This window comes from Ruminococcus sp. RTP21358st1_G6_RTP21358_211008, assembly GCF_040908885.1.
Taxonomy (GTDB): Bacteria; Bacillota; Clostridia; order Lachnospirales; family Lachnospiraceae; genus Blautia_A; species Blautia_A faecis.
Window position 1 is genome coordinate 1 of sequence record NZ_JBDGDM010000010.1, and the last position, 17,593, is coordinate 17,593.

General features: G+C 42.8%; 14 protein-coding genes. 1 reads left to right on the forward strand and 13 read right to left on the reverse strand.

Going from position 1 to position 17,593, the window contains the following annotated elements; genetic code table 11:
- From AB5Z12_RS05420 to AB5Z12_RS05430, 3 genes are all read right to left on the reverse strand, one after another.
- On the reverse strand, positions 1-1,353 hold a 1,353-nt coding region (locus AB5Z12_RS05420), incomplete at its 3' end, for a glycoside hydrolase family 3 C-terminal domain-containing protein (protein ID WP_368368577.1).
- Between the two features lie 61 nt (positions 1,354-1,414).
- Entirely contained in the window at positions 1,415-3,124 is a 1,710-nt protein-coding gene (locus tag AB5Z12_RS05425) for a glycoside hydrolase family 2 protein (protein ID WP_173719356.1), read from the reverse strand.
- A gap of 284 nt (positions 3,125-3,408) precedes the next feature.
- Entirely contained in the window at positions 3,409-5,415 is a 2,007-nt protein-coding gene (locus AB5Z12_RS05430) for a beta-galactosidase (RefSeq protein ID WP_173719357.1), read from the reverse strand.
- Between the two features lie 175 nt (positions 5,416-5,590).
- On the opposite strand from AB5Z12_RS05430, the gene AB5Z12_RS05435 reads away from it, so the two are divergent.
- Entirely contained in the window at positions 5,591-5,866 is a 276-nt protein-coding gene (locus tag AB5Z12_RS05435; protein WP_330602882.1) for a hypothetical protein, read from the forward strand.
- Here AB5Z12_RS05435 and AB5Z12_RS05440 read toward each other — a convergent pair.
- The 10 genes from AB5Z12_RS05440 to AB5Z12_RS05485 form a co-directional block, all read right to left on the reverse strand.
- Positions 5,856-6,074 carry a hypothetical protein gene (locus AB5Z12_RS05440; protein ID WP_148461302.1) on the reverse strand — a complete coding sequence of 73 codons (219 nt, stop codon included), beginning with the start codon at positions 6,072-6,074 and terminating at the stop codon, positions 5,856-5,858. The genes AB5Z12_RS05435 and AB5Z12_RS05440 overlap by 11 nt on opposite strands.
- Before the next feature lie 19 nt (positions 6,075-6,093).
- Complete coding sequence (locus tag AB5Z12_RS05445; RefSeq protein ID WP_173719314.1) at positions 6,094-7,239, reverse strand: glycoside hydrolase family 27 protein; 1,146 nt, start codon at positions 7,237-7,239, stop codon at positions 6,094-6,096.
- Between the two features lie 30 nt (positions 7,240-7,269).
- Entirely contained in the window at positions 7,270-8,175 is a 906-nt protein-coding gene (locus AB5Z12_RS05450; RefSeq protein ID WP_368357073.1) for a carbohydrate ABC transporter permease, read from the reverse strand.
- A 15-nt stretch (positions 8,176-8,190) separates the two neighbouring features.
- Positions 8,191-9,138 (reverse strand): ABC transporter permease subunit, encoded by a 948-nt coding sequence (locus AB5Z12_RS05455; RefSeq protein ID WP_148461298.1) that lies wholly within the window; start codon positions 9,136-9,138, stop codon positions 8,191-8,193.
- A 153-nt stretch (positions 9,139-9,291) separates the two neighbouring features.
- Positions 9,292-9,984: an amino acid ABC transporter ATP-binding protein gene (locus tag AB5Z12_RS05460; RefSeq protein WP_148461297.1), complete on the reverse strand. Its 693-nt coding sequence runs from the start codon at positions 9,982-9,984 to the stop codon at positions 9,292-9,294.
- Between the two features lie 70 nt (positions 9,985-10,054).
- Positions 10,055-10,705, reverse strand: a complete 651-nt coding sequence (locus AB5Z12_RS05465) for an amino acid ABC transporter permease (protein WP_173716412.1) — start codon at positions 10,703-10,705, stop codon at positions 10,055-10,057.
- A gap of 186 nt (positions 10,706-10,891) precedes the next feature.
- Positions 10,892-11,785, reverse strand: coding sequence for an amino acid ABC transporter substrate-binding protein (locus AB5Z12_RS05470; protein ID WP_173719315.1), 894 nt, complete (start codon positions 11,783-11,785; stop codon positions 10,892-10,894).
- A 132-nt stretch (positions 11,786-11,917) separates the two neighbouring features.
- On the reverse strand, positions 11,918-12,700 hold the full coding sequence (locus tag AB5Z12_RS05475) for a hypothetical protein (protein ID WP_173719316.1): 783 nt from the start codon (positions 12,698-12,700) through the stop codon (positions 11,918-11,920).
- A gap of 12 nt (positions 12,701-12,712) precedes the next feature.
- Positions 12,713-13,990: a DUF5716 family protein gene (locus AB5Z12_RS05480; protein WP_148461294.1), complete on the reverse strand. Its 1,278-nt coding sequence runs from the start codon at positions 13,988-13,990 to the stop codon at positions 12,713-12,715.
- A 4-nt stretch (positions 13,991-13,994) separates the two neighbouring features.
- Positions 13,995-17,588, reverse strand: coding sequence for a DUF5717 family protein (locus tag AB5Z12_RS05485; RefSeq protein WP_226840989.1), 3,594 nt, complete (start codon positions 17,586-17,588; stop codon positions 13,995-13,997).
- Positions 17,589-17,593 lie beyond the last annotated feature (5 nt).

Below are 17,593 nucleotides of genomic sequence, written 5' to 3' on the forward strand. Positions count from 1 at the left end.
ATGCGCTGATAGCTGTTTTACAATTATATTTTCTGTAAGCTCGAATGTATAAGCGGCTTCTTCTGTATCCCTTACAGAGATTCCAATGTAAAATCTGTAAATTCCTTTTTCCAGAATATAGGCTGACTTCTGAATTTTCCCGAGATCATCATAGGAAGCCATGTCCGCTTTTTCAAATGACAGATAAACTACCTGTGTTTCTCCAGGCTGAAGCAGACGGGTTTTTTCAAAAGCAGCAAGCCGGAGTGCCGGATTACCAAGAAGACCCTGTGGTCCGTTAAAGTAAAGCTGTACCACTTCTTTTCCTGCCATGTTCCCTGTATTGGTCACGTGAACTTCTGCAAAAATATGTTTTGAAGTTTCCCATACAGAATCTGTATGCACTCTGAAATCAGTATAGGAAAGCCCATATCCAAAGGGATATATAACCTTTTCCTTTGCACCTGGAATCGTCTCAAAATAACGGTATCCTACATAAATATCTTCTGTATAATTTACATAGTCACAGGATTCATGAAAATTTTCAGTTGATGGATAATCATCTAAGGAAGCTGCAAATGTATCAGTCAGCTTGCCAGACGGATTTCCTTTTCCCAGAAGAAGCTCTGCCATGGCCAGCCCTCCTTCCATTCCCCCCTGCCAGCCAAGAAGGGCGGCTGAAATCCGGTCATCATTTTTTATCCAGGAAACATCTACAATTCCACCGACATTCAGAACCACTGCAATACGGTTAAACCGTTCTTTCACCATGTTCAACATTGCCTTTTCATTCTCTGTCAGAAAATAATCTCCCTCTGGAAAGGCTTTCGCAATCAGTTTTGCCATGTAGTTATCTTCCAGCTCTTCCCTTGACATTTCGCTTAACTGACTATCAAGGCTGGAGCGATCCCAGCCTTCTGATGAAAAACGGCTTATTACAACAATTGCCACATCTGCAAATGCTTTTGCACCGTCAGCAAGTCCTTTTGGAAGTTCAGGTTCTATTGTCATACCTGGCATTGCACCTTGCCTATACTGTTCCTGAACATTTTCTCTGTAAAATTCTGCCAGGGGTTCATAAAGCATAACTGCATTTCCTTGCATTTTAAACCCATCATAAAGGTTATGCACGTAGGAAACCGCAACATCACCACTTCCTCCACCGCCTTTTACATAATCAAAACTTCCTTTCCCAAACAGTGCAAGTCTGGTTCCTTCTGCAAGAGGCAGAAGCTTTTTCTCATTTTTCAACAGCACCATACCTTCTTTTGCAGCTTCCTTTGAAAGTCTGATATGCTCCTTACATTCCGTCACACGTCTTTTTTCCTCTAATGGAAGATTGGGTTGAAATCCAACACGTGTCCATTTTCTCATTTTATGTATTCTCCTGTCATATTCATATATTTATTTCTGTAAGGCTTGAACGTTTTTACTCTTAATCTTCAATGGCAGCTTTTCTTGAAAAAATAGCATGAATAATTTCCGGATCAAATTTCGGCTGTCTGTCATACGTATACAGTCCGTTTTGTTCCTGTTCCACATCTGTAAGCTGCGTATAGCAAAGTGCAAACATGTTCTCATTATCCAGTAAAACATCTGTAAGCTCTTTCAGACGTTTCATGTATGCTTCCGGTGAATCCGGCGTATTTCCATATCCCCAGGCATCCTTGCTCAAAGACCAGCCAATGCCGCCATATTCGCTGACAAAGAAGGGAATTTTTCCATTATATGTCTGCCGTTCTTCAAATGCCGCACGGAAATCAAGCCTGTTTGATTTTCCAACCTCTTTGTAATGCTCTGCAAAAATCTCCGGATCCTGTTCATAATCATGCAAATCATAAATATCGGTGAGCACATGATAATTTCCGCTGGTGTCAATACAGGGCCGGGTTGGATCCGCTGCTTTCGTTGCCTTATAAACTGTGGCAAGAAGCTCATCAAACTGTTTTCTTCCTTTTTCATCCCAGGTTTCATTAAACGGACACCATCCAATAATCGCAGGATGGTTAAAATCACGGTCAATCTCTTCCAGCCACTCTGGAAGGATTCCGTAAATGCTGTCTGCATAAGAGTGATCCAGTCCCCAGTTGGGATACTCTCCCCAGACGATATACCCCAGCCTGTCACAGTGATACAGGAAACGCTCTTCAAATACTTTTTCATGAAGGCGGGCACCGTTAAATCCCATTGCCAGGGATCGTTTTATATCCTTTTCCAGTTCTTCATCAGAAGGTGCTGTGTAAATTCCATCCGGATAAAAGCCCTGATCCAGAATGAGACGCTGAAATACAGATTTTCCGTTGAGCAGAAACTTTTTGTCTGTAAGCTGTATGGAGCGCAGTCCAAAATAACTTGTCACCTGATCTTCTCCATAGCTTAAGGCAAGGTCATAAAGATCTCCCTTTCCAACCTGCCATAAATGCTTTTCTGCCAGCTTCACCACTGCCACTGCTGTTCCGCCATCTGAGCTCACTGTAGCCTCTCCCATTGCCGTTCCCTTGTAGGACGCTTTTACCGCAAAGGTTCCTGCTCCCTGAAGCTCTGCAAAAACAGTAATTGTTCCATTGTTTATGTCCCCATAATATTTTGTTTTTATAATGTGTGTGTCAGGAACAAATTCCAGCCATACGGTCTGCCAGATACCTGTTGTTCTGGTATAATAACAGCTGTAAGACTCATAATGGGTGCTCTGTTTTCCGGACGGAATCAAGCGGGAACGGGTGTCATCTTCCACATGAATTGTGATCACATTTTTTCCGGCAAAAAGATACCTTGTAATATCCACAGAGAAAGAAACATATCCCCCTTTATGAGTGCCACATTTCTGTCCGTTCACATATATTGTGGTAAAATAATCTGCCGCGCCGCAATGCAGAATCACAAGATTTGATAACTGGGCTTCTGTAATTTCAATTTCTCTCCGATACCATACAGAATTCATGAAATCCGTGTAGCCAATCCCGGACAGCTTACTTTCCGGGCAAAAAGGCACCTGGATTTTTTTTGAAAGGTCTGCTTCCGGCTTGTAAAGCTCCCGTGCTTCTCCACTTCCGCCATGATCAATTTCAAAATCCCAGCTTCCATTTAAATTCAACCAATTTTCACGCATAAACTGTGGTTTTGGATGTTCGGTTCTGTAAATCATCTTTTCTCTCCCTTTATTTTTTTTCAAATAGGCGTTTGCGGAACGCCACAAGCCGCATAAACACGGCATTTTTTTACTACCCAAAAAAACAAATAACCCCTCACTGGATACGGTATAATAGAGTTGTCGAGAAACTATAAACCATACACCAAGAAAGGAGTTATTCTAACATCTATGATACCATATAAACAGCTTTCTTTGGCAGATATTTTTGCAGATTGCCAGGAAAAATTTTAAAATGACAAACCTGCGTTTTTATCCCTATTAGAAACCTCAGATACAGGCTATTTCTTTATGATCTCTACCTCAAAAGGTTTCAAAATTTCCTGTCTGGACACCGTTTCCCCCGTCAAAAGGTTTTGCATTCCTGCAAAACACTGAGGAACCACAGTCTCTTCCTTACTGAAATTTATTAGGAAATAAAAGGTATTTTCCTTGGTTTTCCGTACTGTCACTTCAAGGGATGTCCGCTCATCTACTAAGCTTTTGACTGCTGCTTCCTTAACTATGCAGTCCATCATCCTTGTAAACGCACAGTCCTCTGGCTGAGTCCCCAAATAATAAACAGTACCTTTTCCATAACTGTTTTTGGTGACAGCAGGTGTACCCGCATAAAAATTGCTGCTGTAATCAGCCATGCTCTCGGCCCCTTCCAGATGAATCAAGTCACATAGCATTGTGCTGGTAAACTCTGTACCATCTTTAAATTTTACAGAATTTTTCTGCTCTGGAGCCAATGCGTCAATCTCCTCCACCCAAATTCCAGCCAAGTCCCTGAGGGGTCCTGGATAGCCACCAAGATATACATTGTCTGATTCACCTACGATACCGCTCATAAAGCCGGTCACTAATACACCACCTTTCTTTACGAAGGCTTCAAGCGCTTCCTTGACACCCTGATGAACCATATAAAGCACCGGCGCAACGATCAGCTTATATTTTGAAAAATCTGCATCCCTTGGGATCATGTCAACAGCTATGTTTTTTTCATAAAAGAACTTATAATGCCTATGAATCTGATCCACATATTTTAAATCTTTATGGGGTCCGCTTGTAAATTCCAATGCCCAATAATTATCCCAGTCAAACAATATCCCGACATCAGCCGGATTTGCTGTCCCCAGGATCTGATCTCCCAGCTCTTCTAACTCTGTCCCTAGTTGTGTGACCTCACGGAACACCCTGGTATTATCTGTTCCTGCATGGGCAATGACTGCTCCATGGAATTTTTCACATCCGCCAACACTGCGGCGGAGCTGGAAAAATTGTATCGTATCCGCCCCATGTGCGATCGCCTGATAGCTCTGTGCCCTCATCTGCCCCGGTTTTTTCAATGAATTGTAAGGTTGCCAATTCTGCTGGCTTGGTGTCTGCTCCATCAGCATGAAGGGCTGCTGCTTTAAGCCCCGCATGAGGTCATGCTGCATCGCCGTCAGACTTACCGGCGTATCATAAGATGGATAGTTATCCCAGGATACGACGTCCATCTCCTTTGCCCATTTGAAATAATCCAGCTGCTTAAACGTTCCCATTAGATTTGTTGTAACCGGAGTCTTTTGATCCACGCTGCGGATAGCGTTCCGCTCCATCTTGAAATTTTCCAGCATACTATCCGAATTAAAACGGGCATAGTCAATGGAAATACCGGCGAACGCTGTGCCGCTGCACCACTCGAGACCTTCGCCAAGAGCGTTTGGCAGCACAATTTCCTCCCAGTCATAGAGGGTGTGCCCCCAAAATTCTGTATTCCATGCCTCATTCAGTGCTTTCAGCGTCCCGTACTTTTTCCGAAGCCAGACACGGAAGGCTTTTTCGCAATTTTCACAGTAACACTCACCGCTATATTCATTATTTATGTGCCAGCACACCACACTGTCCAGATGTCCATACCTTTTTGCAAGCTTTTGAGCCAGTTTTGCCGCGTATCTCTGGTAAACAGGGCTATTTGGGCATGCATTTTGCCTCTGTCCAAACTTGTGGTGCCTTCCCGCATAGTCCGTCCTTGCCACCTCCGGATATTTCCGAAACATCCAGGCCGGCATTGCCGCGGTTGAAGTTGCAAGGACAATGTCTTTATGGTTTTTTCCCAGCATTTCAATGACCTTGTCCAGTTCCTCAAAATCATACCGTTCTTCTGACGGCTGGAGCTTTGCCCAGGAAAATACATTGACTGTTGCGCTGTTTATCCGAGCTTTATCGAAAAGTTCCATATCTTCTTTCCAGACTGCTTCCGGCCATTGGTTCGGGTTGTAATCCCCGCCATATAGGATATGCTTAAAATCTGCTTTCATATTTTTATTCCCTTCTTTTGTTTATTCTTTTAGGCGTTTGCGAAACGCCACAAGCCGCATAAACACGGCATTTTTTTATTACAAAAAAAACAAATAACCCCTCACTGGATACGGTATAATAGAATTGTCGAGGAACTATAAACCATACACCAAGAAAGGAGTTATTCTAACATCTATGATACCATATAAACAGCTTTCTTTAGCAGATATTTTTACAGATTGCCAGGAGAAATTTGGAAATAACAAACCTGCGTTTCTATCCCTATTAGAAACGCATATCGATATTGATGAGATTATTCCGATTTCATTTCAAAATCATTTTTATGCATCAGACTTAATCCTTGCTGGTATCGCGCAACTTATTACCATTGTTCTTGCAGACAGTATCAAACTTAGATACAAAATTGTAAACGAGCATTGCGAGTTTCGCAATTACCTATTTATTCTGTAAAAAGTGTACACCCCATATCACGAAATTCCGCTATTTTCTTTTCCAGCTTTGGAACAGGACAGTCAAGATACTCACTGATACAGTGAATGCACCAGAAAGTCTCAGCTCCCCGGTTAAATATCCTCTTATAAAGACCAATTTCATCATGACTCACTGGACGGTTGCACTTCACACAACATATGACGGAAGTATTTTTAGTATCTGTCATTTCCATATTCATCCTGTTTTCACTCTTTTTCCGGTAAGATCATCTCTGCAATTGTAATCTTGCACTCATCTGGCAATACCTGTGTAGAAAAGGCATCCTGGTAAACACCAATGCTTTCCCCGGTAACTGCATTTGTAAATTTCATTTTTATTCCGGTTCCAGAGTGAATTCCAAGATCGCAAAAGGAAATTTCCATAGTATTCAAATAATCACTTTCGTATTCCAGATTAAAAAATGCAAGGGCAATTCTGTTTCCGGACAGAAGCTTTGCCAGAATATACCGCTTATCGCCCATATTGTCCACAAGAAATGCAGGGCGATACTCTTCATCCTGATTAATGGCAATCAGCCCTTTGTTTAAAAGAATGTCTTTATTAGTCTTGTCAATTTTTCGAAGATCTGCTCCCATGATCAAAGGAGAGCCAAGGAATGACCACATTGCAAAATGCTGAAGATACTGCTGGTCTGTACATCCATTAAGCCCTACATTGCCGCTTCCATGCATTCCTGTGATCAGCATATCCATATCGTTGTAGCAGTCCGGTGCATTTCCTTCAATATTCTCTACCTGGCTTTTAAAAATATCTTTATAACTTTTCGGTATATCAAAAATATCACCTGTAGAGCGGTAGGTATGTGCCCCTCTTGACCGCATCCAGCCCGACGGATCATATTTTCCCCAGTTACAGGCTGCAAATAAAATATCCTTTCCCGAGCTTCGAAGAGCCATTGCCATAGTAAGATATGCATTTTTTGCATCTGCACAGACCGGAAAGTAGCAGAAATCATATTTCAGGTAATCCACGTCCCATTGGGCAAACTGCTTTGCATCTTCTGCTTCATGACCATAGCTTCCCGGGTATCCTGCACAGGTTTTCGTACCGGCGCAGGAGTACATGCCGAATTTCAAACCTTTGCCGTGGATATAATCTGCAAGAGCTTTCATTCCATGTGGAAACAGTTCCGGATCTGCCACTAATTTTCCATCCACACGCTCCTTCAGGGACCAGCAGTCATCTATGATCACATACTCATATCCAGCCTCCTTGTAGCCTTCTGCCACCATAGTATCTGCCATTTCCATGATCAACTGCTCATTTATATGAGCACCAAAAGTGTTCCAGGAATTCCACCCCATCGGTGGTTTCTGTGCCAATACTGCCATAGTTAAATCCTCCGTTCAATTTTTCCCATATCATCCTTTAACAGCTCCAAGCATAACCCCTTTTACAAAATATTTCTGCAGGAAAGGGTATACCAGCATAACAGGAATAACTGTAATAATCGTGGTTGCCATACGTACACTGTCTGCTGATAATGAAATAGCAGCTGCATTTCCAACCTGTCCGCTTTTCATACTGTCTGCCAGCATCTGTGCCTGATTGATGCAGTTATAAAGGATCAGCTGTACTGTCTGCAGGTTGGGATTCTGCACCAGAAGGTAGTTATCCTGCCAGGAATTCCAGGCTCCAACTGAGGCATACACTGCTACTGTCGCCAATATAGGTTTGCTCAGAGGCAGAATTATGCTCGTATAAATCTTGAAAAAGCCTGCTCCGTCAAGTTCCGCAGACTCCTGAAGAGACTGCGGAATCTGTTCTATAAATGTTTTGATCAGTATGACATAATATGCGTTTACAATTCCCGGAATAATATACAGCCAGAAAGTGTTGTTCAAATGGTATGCTTTCATGGTTATGTAATAGGGAACCAGACCGGCACTTAAATACATGGTAATAACTACAAACCTGTATACAAATTTTCTTCCAATCATATCTTTTTTCGTTACCAGATATGCAAACAGGGAGGAACCAAACAGACACAGGATTGTCTGGATAACTGTTCTGGCTCCTGAAATCAGGAAAGCATGTCCGAATCCTGATTTTTTCAGGATCATCTTATATGCATCCAATGTGAAGCCCTTTGGCAGGAAATAAATTCCCTCCAGGGATGCCCTTGTACTGTCAGACAGGGAATAAATAACCATGTAATAAAACGGATACACACAGAGAAATACTGCAATCAACAGAAAAAATACATTTAATACATGAAGAAATTTCTCCTGTGGTGATGTTTTAATTTTTGAACTTGTTTTTTTCATTCTTCTCACCTCCAGTTATACAATCGATTCGCCTCTGATTTTTTTCGACAATGCGTTTGCAGTAAATAATAATACAATTCCAAGTATTGACTTCAGCATTCCCAGGGTAATGGAATAGGAATAATCATTTATATAAAATCCAACCTTATATACATAATAATCAAGCACTTCAATTTTATCCGCCACCATAGGGTTGTAAAACATAAAATACTGGTCAAATCCGTTTGAAAGAATATTACTTACTGCAAGAAGGAACATTACCACATAGGTAGGCATGATCCCTGGAATTGTAATATGCAAAATAGACTGGATCTTATTGGCTCCGTCTACCTTTGCTGCATCATATAGTTCTGAATCAATTCCTGTAATCGCTGCAATATAGATAATTGCTGACCATCCGAAGCTTTTCCAGATTCCCAGAATCCACTGCAGAACCCAGGTGTGATCCACATCACCAAGAATTCCCATAACAGGCGGCTGAATGCCAATTTTCTGCATCAGAACACTTACAAATCCATTTACAGAAAAGAAAGCAAAAGCAACACCATAAACAATGATCCAGCTGATAAAGTTTGGCAGTGTGGTTGCTGTCTGAACAATTTTTTTAAATTTAGAATTTTTTATTTCATTGAACATAATTGCAAACACTACCGGAACAGGGGTTGCCAGCAGCCCCAGTGCGCTAAGCGCCAATGTATTTCTCAATACACGCAGTACCTCTGACCGTTCTGTAAACAACTTCTGGAAATTACCTAGTCCTACAAAAACCATGCTGCCAAAATCCAGAAATTTCTGTCCAATTTTGTAATCAAACACGGAATAAATCCATCCAACCAGCGGAACATAGGAAAATGCAAATACATAAATTAAAAATGGAACTGCCAGAAGCAAATATTTGATTCCACGTAATTTTTTTCTTCCAATCCTCTCTGCCAATGCAGTTTCTGACTTTTTCACGCTCATATAGCATACCTCCTTCTCTGCTAATAAGATAACGCAAAACGGAAGGTGTATTCCAGATACAACCTTCCGTTTTTTTGACATATCCTATTTAGTTAAAAGGTGGTGCTTTCACATTTAAAGAAATCTTACAAAAAATGGTAAAATCTTACGATTTTAAACAAGCCCCTGATGGAATTTCCCAAGGAATTCCTTCATTCTTACATGTTCTGATGAAAATACCTCTTCCGGGGTACCTTCCACTGCGATCAGACCGTCATCCATAAAGATAATCCGATCGGAGATGTCACGGGCAAAGCTCATCTCGTGGGTAACGATCACCATAGTGATATGCTCGGCTGCCAGATCTTTGATTACCTTCAGGATTTCACCAGTAAGCTCCGGGTCCAAAGCAGATGTGGGCTCATCGAAGAAAAGAATATCCGGGTTCATGCAAAGGGCTCTGGCGATGGAAACTCGCTGTTGCTGTCCGCCGGAAAGCTGGTAGGGATAATAATTTTCCTTATCCGAAAGCCCCATTTTCTTAAGAAGCTCCCTTGCCTGCGCATAAACCTCTTTTTTATCTCTCTTTTGTACCTTAATTGGAGCGTCTGTAATATTTTTAATCACGGAAAAATGGGGAAAAAGGTTAAAATTCTGAAAAACCAATCCGATTTTTCCGTTTTTGATGATTTCGCCGCCGTCTGGTGTCTCCAGACCAGTGGCACAGCGAAGCAATGTAGACTTACCCGAGCCGGAGGGACCGATAATACTAAGAACCTCGCCCTTGTCTACTTCCAGGGAAATGTCACGGAGAACGTCCAGGGCTCCGAAACTTTTCTTTATGTGTTTCATTTCAAATAATTTCATATAGTGACTCCTTCTGGTTACCCGCACACGCTTTTACAATGTATATTCACTGCAGGTTGATGATAAATTATTAGCGGTAATAGTTCAGTTTTTTCTCTACTTTATCCATGATCACTGCTACCAGCAGGTTAAATACATAATAAAATACAGCCGCTACCACAAACGGCACCATCGTGGTCTGAGAGCTGGCAATCTGTTTCGCCAAAGTGAACATTTCAGCTACCGCTACAACAAACGCCAATGAAGTATCCTTTACCAGAGTGATTACTTCGTTGGTAATAGATGGCAAAATCCGTTTAAATACCTGGGGAAGAATGATGCGGAAGAAGGTCTGTGCTTTTGAGTAGCCAAGGATTCGGGCTGCTTCATACTGACCTACTGGCATGGATTCAATTCCGCCACGGTAGATTTCTGCAAAATAAGCGGCATAATTAATTGCAAAAGCAATAAATACAGCGATCAGGCTATAACCCATGGAAATCCGGATTCCAAAAATAAAATATGGTCCAAAATATACTACCATCAGCTGCAGCATAAGAGGTGTTCCGCGCATAATGGAGATATATGCAGAAACGATCCATCTGATTATCTTTATTTTGGACATTTTACCCCAACAGACCAGAAGGCCAAGTGGCAGGGAAAATATAAGGGTTACAAAGAAAATTTCCGTAGTTACGGTCATTCCCTTTGCAAGCTGGCTTAACATTACACTAAAACTCATAGTTACTGTGTTCCTCCTGTTGATACTTGTGTTCTAAGGGATCGCATTTCACGTTTCATTTCATTCTATAATTCACATTCTGCGAATCAAGCTCCTTCTTTTGGAGCAGACCCCTTCTCGCTAAGAAAAGAGGGTGCGCCAGGTACCCTCTTTTTTACATATATTCTTGTTTATATTCTATGTGAATTATTCAGCCTCATCCTCAGCAGCATCTGCATCAGCTGCCTCATCAGAATCTGCATTTTCTTCTGCCGCATCTGTGCTCTCTTCTGTCTTATCAGCTGCTTCCTCATCTCCCAGGCAAAGCATGTCAACCACACCATACTGTTCAGCCAGCTTATCAATCTCACCTTCGTCGTACAGCTTCATAACCTCAGCCCATACGGTATCACGAAGCTCCTCATTTCCCTTGGCAAAGCCAATGCCGTACTGCTCGCTCTGGATCGGCTCGTCCAGAATCTTATATTTGCCCTCTTCTCTCTGAGCCAGCTGATATTTGGCAACTCCGATATCAACAGCAACAGCATCAGCTGCGCCAGAATCAATATTCATAAATGCGGTATTGTAATCCGGATTCTCTGTAAGGGATGCAAAACTGTCTGTCAGTTCTTTGTTATCCTCGCTGTTCAAAGCATCAAGTGCTGCAGATGCAGCCTGTACTACAACATTCTTCCCTGCCAGATCTGCCAGTGTCTCAATTCCGGAATCGGAAGTGACTACCATAACCTGCTCGTTATTCAGATATGGATCAGACCATGTATAATCATCCTCACGTCCATTGATGGTAAAGCCATTCCAGATACAGTCAATATTTCCGGAATTCAGCTCCATATCCTTGGAATCCCAGTTAATCGGCTTCTTTACAAGCTCCCATCCAAGATTATCACATACCTTCTGCGCCACATCCAGGTCAAAACCAACATATTCGCCACTTTCATCCATATAACCAAAAGGCGGATACTCTGCATCAAATCCAACAGTCAGTGTCTTACTGTCGGCATCTGCATAAACCGTTACACTAGAGCAGATACCTGCTGCCATCAAGGCACTCATCATAATCGCCAGAATTCTTTTTTTCATAATATCTATCCTCCTGAAATCTAATTCTCATTATTTTAGTGCGTTTTCACTCTACCATATTAAAGCATGGTTGTATGGTAGCATACGAAAGTAATTCTGTCAATATAGTTTTTTAGAAAAAGCACAGGTTCATCACGAACCTGTGCTCCTATGATACTCTCCTGTCAGCTTCTCCAGCATTTCATCCGCCTTCCCTGGTCTTATGCTGACCTCCTTTTTCTGCGCAAACTCATCCAATGCCTTTTTTAAAGTATCCTTCACTTCCTCCGATACATTCAGCTCCTTCAGCCTGTTCTCATACTCCTGCGGCTTCTTCACGCTACGATAAGCAAGCAGATAGCAAACCAGCTCCTTAGGATCGCTCTGGGTAAGAAACGCCTCCCAGAAACACTCCATTGCTTTCTCCATCTGAAAAAGATAGCTGTACGCACATCCAAGGTTATGCCACACACTCATGGTCAGTCCCGGTCTTATCTGCTCCAGCCCTTCTTTTTTCAGAAGCTGCTGATACACCTTGATGGCACTTACATACATCTTATTCGCTACCAGGGCATCCCCTTTTCTCTTTTTTCGAAGAAGAGGTGCCTCCTGATCCAGCTTGGCAAGCTTTACATTCAATGCCTTCAGCTCATCGTAAGTAAGATAATTGATCTCCTTAAATACCGGATAAAGCACATCCTCCGCACTGGCAAATTTACCAAGATGAGGACGTAGCTTGGCTGCCAGCCTTGGCAGATCCAGTTCCTCGCTGATCCAGATACAGAGATTTTCATTTATAACAGAAGAATCCACCAGATAAAGATTGTGGTACAGAAAGTAGCAAAGCTCCTCCAGTGAGTAAATATTGGTATTGATACTCTCCACAAAAAACGGCTTGTCCGCCTTTTTTGTCTGACATAAAATATAACCGCTCATTTCCAGCCTCCTTTACCACTCTACCAGTTCGTCCCAGACCTTGCCGCTGGAAGGGAACATTTCTCCAAATCCAAGATCTTTTACAACAACGCGGCATTTCTTCTGTGACACATATGCAAGGGCCAGAGACAGTCTTGTAGTCTTATTGGGACGCTCAGGAAGTCCGGGCAGTCCCATAATTACTTTCTTCTTGTGCTTCTCGCCGAAGGTTCCAACAACAAAAACGAGCTCTGTTATATCATCCAGGATCAGCTCACAGCCAGCTTTACACTCATACCAGTTCTTACCAGCCTCAATAAGCGGGTAATATGCCGGTGCACCCATCACCCGCATTTCCATTCCCACATCTTTCAGCACAAGAGCAGGACTCATATAACGGTACCCCTTCAGGATCTTATCCTCAAGGCGCTCCTTTCCAGCTGCACATGCACCTTTTGCAAAAAGGTTATTTCCATAATAAACCTTTCTTCGCTGCATGCAAAGGCTTCCAATGGATATTTTCGCCCAATCCGGGCTGAATCCATATCCTGTGATCTGAATGCTGGAAAAAAGACCGGTTCCAAGAGTCTCCTTAATAAAATCACGGAAAGCCTCATCTCTGGCTTCCACGGCCTTCTCTCCCTCTTCTTCAGGTGCTGTAAGAGATGGGAGGACCGTCTTCTTCGGCTCCTCAAGGCGTACCAGCACCGGCCTTGTGCTGCTGTCCATAGTCAGCTGCTGAAACTTCACTTCATCCTGGTGAAAAGAATACCAGCCGATACTCCGGTTCCAGGTCTCTCTTTTCTGGGTAAGGGAATAATAATAAAAGCTCTCTCCATGGTCTATCAGCATGTACTGATTCTTCGAAAAACCAATGGCCTGGCAGGCTTTTTCCATATTTTTCACCTGGGGGTCCTCAAGCTCAGGACTTGTGATCACCAGGCATTTTGTATTTTTTACAAGATCTGCAACTCCCAGAAATTTCAGCATACCCTCCAGAAAAACCTGAAGCAGCTCCCATGGCTCCACCTGTTCTCCCAGAATCTGCACACTGTCTTCTTTCTTACAGATTCCATACAGGTCATCCACCATCTGTCCCCCTTTTTCCCGGGCAAAATAAACTGCCTCAAGACCAATGGTGTACTCTTTATGCTCTCCGCGCCTGCAAATACAGGTAGGTGCTTCAAACTCCTGGGCACCAACCTTCATGGACACAGAGCAGGGTTCCTCCCCTTTCCGGTCATAATAGCAGATCTGGGAATAATCTTTTCCAAAATCAATTCCTATGATCAAATCACGAATTTCATTCATATATTCAGTCCTCTTCTGTAATGACAAACATTTCTTTTACATACTGTTCCTGGCGGAAATACTGCTTCAGTCCCTGTTTCACCTCATGATGCTTGTCCAGTTTCCGCGCAGACAAAATCTGATTAATCATCTGGTACTTGCTGAATGGTGTACCTTCCACCTTACTCATTCCAAGTACCCGCTCTGGCGTTCTTTTGGTCTGTCCATTACATTCCTCTGAAAAATAATAATGCAAAGTTTCCCCGTAAAACATGGTAAACGGCTTGGTAAAAATACCCTCATATACATTCTTAAGAGGCTCTGTCTTATATTCCAGCGCACGTCCAAGTCCGGTATCCAAAGCATATACAAGGGTTACCTTCGCCTCCGGGCTGGTGTGATATTCCACACATGTTTTGTCATCCATCTGATACAGGCTCAGAATTTCCGGTGGAAGTCTGTGGAAGAAAGAAAATACCATTTCTTTGTCCATGCACATTTTCAGAAGCTCTTTTTCTATGGAAAGAAGAGCCTCTTTTCTGCTCTTTTCCCTGGAAAGCTCTTTAAACAAAGCCAGATAGCAGACTTCATTTACCATCCATTTCTGCATATATGCATTCAACAGACAGTTTTTCACAAAAGGACTCATGGTGTATTCTTTTACAAAAATGCCATAGGAAACATGGGTCAGATATCCGCTTACGATCCACTCCCTTCCGGAATGGCGAATGTAGGATTCCAGAACATGCTCTCCCTCCTTGCGGTAATCCGTGGTAAACATAAGAAGCTGAAGGATTTTTTCCTCCAGATCATAGGTATCCATTTCAAATCCCACAGCACTTTTCCAGATGGAAAACATTTCATCCACAGGTCCAAAACGATATTTCATAAGATATGTGAGGATCACCTCATCATAAAATCCATTTCTGTAAACATCAGATGCCAAAGCCAGAAGTTCCTCGTCTTCCAGCATGTCGCAGCGCACGATCATGCGGCTTACCAGTTTCAAAAGGCTTCGCATGTCCACGCCCTCATAGCCGAATTCCTCCACAATGGCCTGTGCCTGGGAAAAAAGACCGCGGCTTATAAGAACCACCAGAAGCTTCTGCCTGTCCACACGGGCGTATTCCTGGTAATCCATCTGCTTTAAATATTGATCCAGATCTTCGCCAAATACATGCTCTGCATAATAATCCAGAATCCTGCGACGTACCTTCTGCTTATACTCCATGCAAAAAGCATCGGATTTGACCAGTCTTTGAAAAATATCCAGATTATCTTTGTCCAGTTCATGGCTTTCGCAATAATGAAGAAGCACACCTGGCTCGTCCACGCCAAGGGCAAGAACTTTTCTCACTGCCCCATCCTCATCCATGGTCTTCTTCAAGCTGTAATCTACAGTAGCACTGTATCTGCGCTGCTTGTCATCCTGAAAAAGGATAGCAGCATCTTCTGTATAAATTCTTGGATAAGCTACGCCCTGAACACAGGTATAAGTCTCCTCTGATTCCATCTGACTGTGACGAACGATCACATAGCGGACTTTTTTATCATCAAAATAAAGGCGGTGGGTAAACATTTTCTGCGCAATGGAATCTGCCGCCTCTTTTGTGCGAGGCTCCATCAGAAACTCCTGATATAAGACAGCATAGCTCTCATTCATTTTGCCCTCAGCCAGTTTTTTCCTGGCGAAATCCCGCATACCTGACATATAGCGCTGGTATGCTGCCGGCTCTTTTTCCTTATTTGCAATAATGCAGGAATAAATAAATGCCCGCTTGGAATCTCCAAGGGAATCGCTGTTGTAAGTAAAATACATGAGAAGAGCCTTTGGAAGCTCAATCCGTCTGGAAGTGTCCATAGTCTCCACATAATACTCATAAAGTCTTGTAAGACGCAGCCCATGCTCCACTGCCAGGGAAAACCAGCGGAAATATTCGGTCTTTCTTGGGTTTCCCTTCATCACATATTTGCAGATGGCTTCCAGGGTATCCTCTGAAGAATACTGTTCATAGCCCTTTGCCAATGCCTGATAAATACTTTCGTTATAATCTTTCTCATACCCAGAAAGATATGCAAGACGCATTACCAGCTCCTCTGTAAGAAGGTTTCTTCTTGCCGCGAAGCGGAATACCTGTCCCCAGAAGCTGTTCAGCCTGTGAAGAAGAGTCATGTCCTTGCAGATGATCTTCCATGCTTCCAGATAGAGGAACGGACTCCTGCAGCCCTTGCCAAACTGCTCTTCCAGCACAAATAATGCCTTGGACGGAGTCTCCTTGTATGCAGGATCCAGCTTCAGCAGGATCCATAAAAGCGGAAAACTGTCACTTTTTTGCATGTAAAAATTGCGGATTCTGGACAGGGCGTGAACCTTGTCCTTATATAAACCGGTAAGCGTGCACAGATACAGATAAATTCCAGCAAACTCCAGATCATCTCTTGTATAGGATTTATCCTGATAGCTTTCCAGAAGAACTCTTGCTTCCTCATGATGGTTCTCCATGTAAAGAAGAAAGGCCTCATACATCTGGTATTCCGGATAATCACATCCGGACTGGTGAAGCTGGTTCAGAATATAGTGGCTGCTTGCACTCCAGGTGGAAAAATCCATCCAGCTGTTGACCCCTGGATTCTCCTTTCCCGCAAGACAGCTTGCCACAGCAGTCTCATAGCACAAGTAGGCCAGACAGTCTTTTTGAAGATCCAGTTTACTCTTCTCCTGAGTCAGACGGATATCTACATCCAGTTTACCACTTGTGGATGCAACAACGGTATAAGTAATCTCCTGATAAGGGCTTTTTACTATAATTTTGCCAAACTGATTGCCTTGTCTTAATTTCTCCTTGTGTACCAGATATTCCACTTCATAATGGCTGCCAATAAAATCTTCGTCTGTTACCACCTTGCGGGGAACTTCCAGAAACTCTCCAACAGCTTCCACATCAAGGCGCAGATGCCCCCATCCGCTTCTCTGAATATAAAAAGATTCTTTCAAAGAGTCTTTCAACTCATAGTATTCTTTGCCCACCTCTCTGGCACTTATGGTTACTTTTTCCTTCTTGCCTGCGGCAATGAGAAATTCTTCCAGATGCTGATATGTCACCGGCTGTCTGGACAGACCATAATAAAGTGTCTGGATCTTTTGATCCTCATTTTCCAGAATTCTGGTGAAGCTGGCATCTTTAAAAATACGGAATGCCTCTTTAAAATCATCCCGGGCAACTTTTACAAATTCGTCCAGATTCCCTACCACACCTGAAAAGCTGCGTATTTCCTCTTTCTCGATCTCAATTTCAAAAGGAAGACGGGCCTCTCCAATATTTGTAGTAAAGCACAGCCATCCCTTCAGGTTTTCTCCGGGAGCAAGTCCTACCGTATCAATTCCAAGCGGGAGACGCACAGTAGTTCCGGAAATATGGTCCATTCCCGGTACCACCCGGCGGCTGGAAGAAGTAACATAACCACGGATCTTCTGATTATCCTCTGTTCCAACGTACACTTCCCCTCTCTTCGTCTCCCCTGCTTTCATGGTCAGGGAAATCTTCTCCTTGGAAAAAAGGAGCTGGGGCTGTTCATATTCAAACTTTCCGTTTAAAAGCTGTTCGATCTTTTTTTTCAAAATCA

Bases quoted from the DNA above. Each gene is read 5' to 3' on its own strand.
- AB5Z12_RS05435 (WP_330602882.1), top strand. From the start codon at position 5,591: ATGATACCATATAAACAGCTTTCTTTAGCAGATATTTTTACAGATTGC.
- AB5Z12_RS05475 (WP_173719316.1), bottom strand. From the start codon at position 12,700: ATGAGCGGTTATATTTTATGTCAGACAAAAAAGGCGGACAAGCCGTTT.
- AB5Z12_RS05425 (WP_173719356.1), bottom strand. From the start codon at position 3,124: ATGATTTACAGAACCGAACATCCAAAACCACAGTTTATGCGTGAAAAT.
- AB5Z12_RS05430 (WP_173719357.1), bottom strand. From the start codon at position 5,415: ATGAAAGCAGATTTTAAGCATATCCTATATGGCGGGGATTACAACCCG.
- AB5Z12_RS05450 (WP_368357073.1), bottom strand. From the start codon at position 8,175: ATGAAAAAAACAAGTTCAAAAATTAAAACATCACCACAGGAGAAATTT.
- AB5Z12_RS05470 (WP_173719315.1), bottom strand. From the start codon at position 11,785: ATGAAAAAAAGAATTCTGGCGATTATGATGAGTGCCTTGATGGCAGCA.
- AB5Z12_RS05460 (WP_148461297.1), bottom strand. From the start codon at position 9,984: ATGAAATTATTTGAAATGAAACACATAAAGAAAAGTTTCGGAGCCCTG.
- AB5Z12_RS05445 (WP_173719314.1), bottom strand. From the start codon at position 7,239: ATGGCAGTATTGGCACAGAAACCACCGATGGGGTGGAATTCCTGGAAC.
- AB5Z12_RS05465 (WP_173716412.1), bottom strand. From the start codon at position 10,705: ATGAGTTTTAGTGTAATGTTAAGCCAGCTTGCAAAGGGAATGACCGTA.
- AB5Z12_RS05480 (WP_148461294.1), bottom strand. From the start codon at position 13,990: ATGAATGAAATTCGTGATTTGATCATAGGAATTGATTTTGGAAAAGAT.
- AB5Z12_RS05440 (WP_148461302.1), bottom strand. From the start codon at position 6,074: ATGACAGATACTAAAAATACTTCCGTCATATGTTGTGTGAAGTGCAAC.
- AB5Z12_RS05455 (WP_148461298.1), bottom strand. From the start codon at position 9,138: ATGAGCGTGAAAAAGTCAGAAACTGCATTGGCAGAGAGGATTGGAAGA.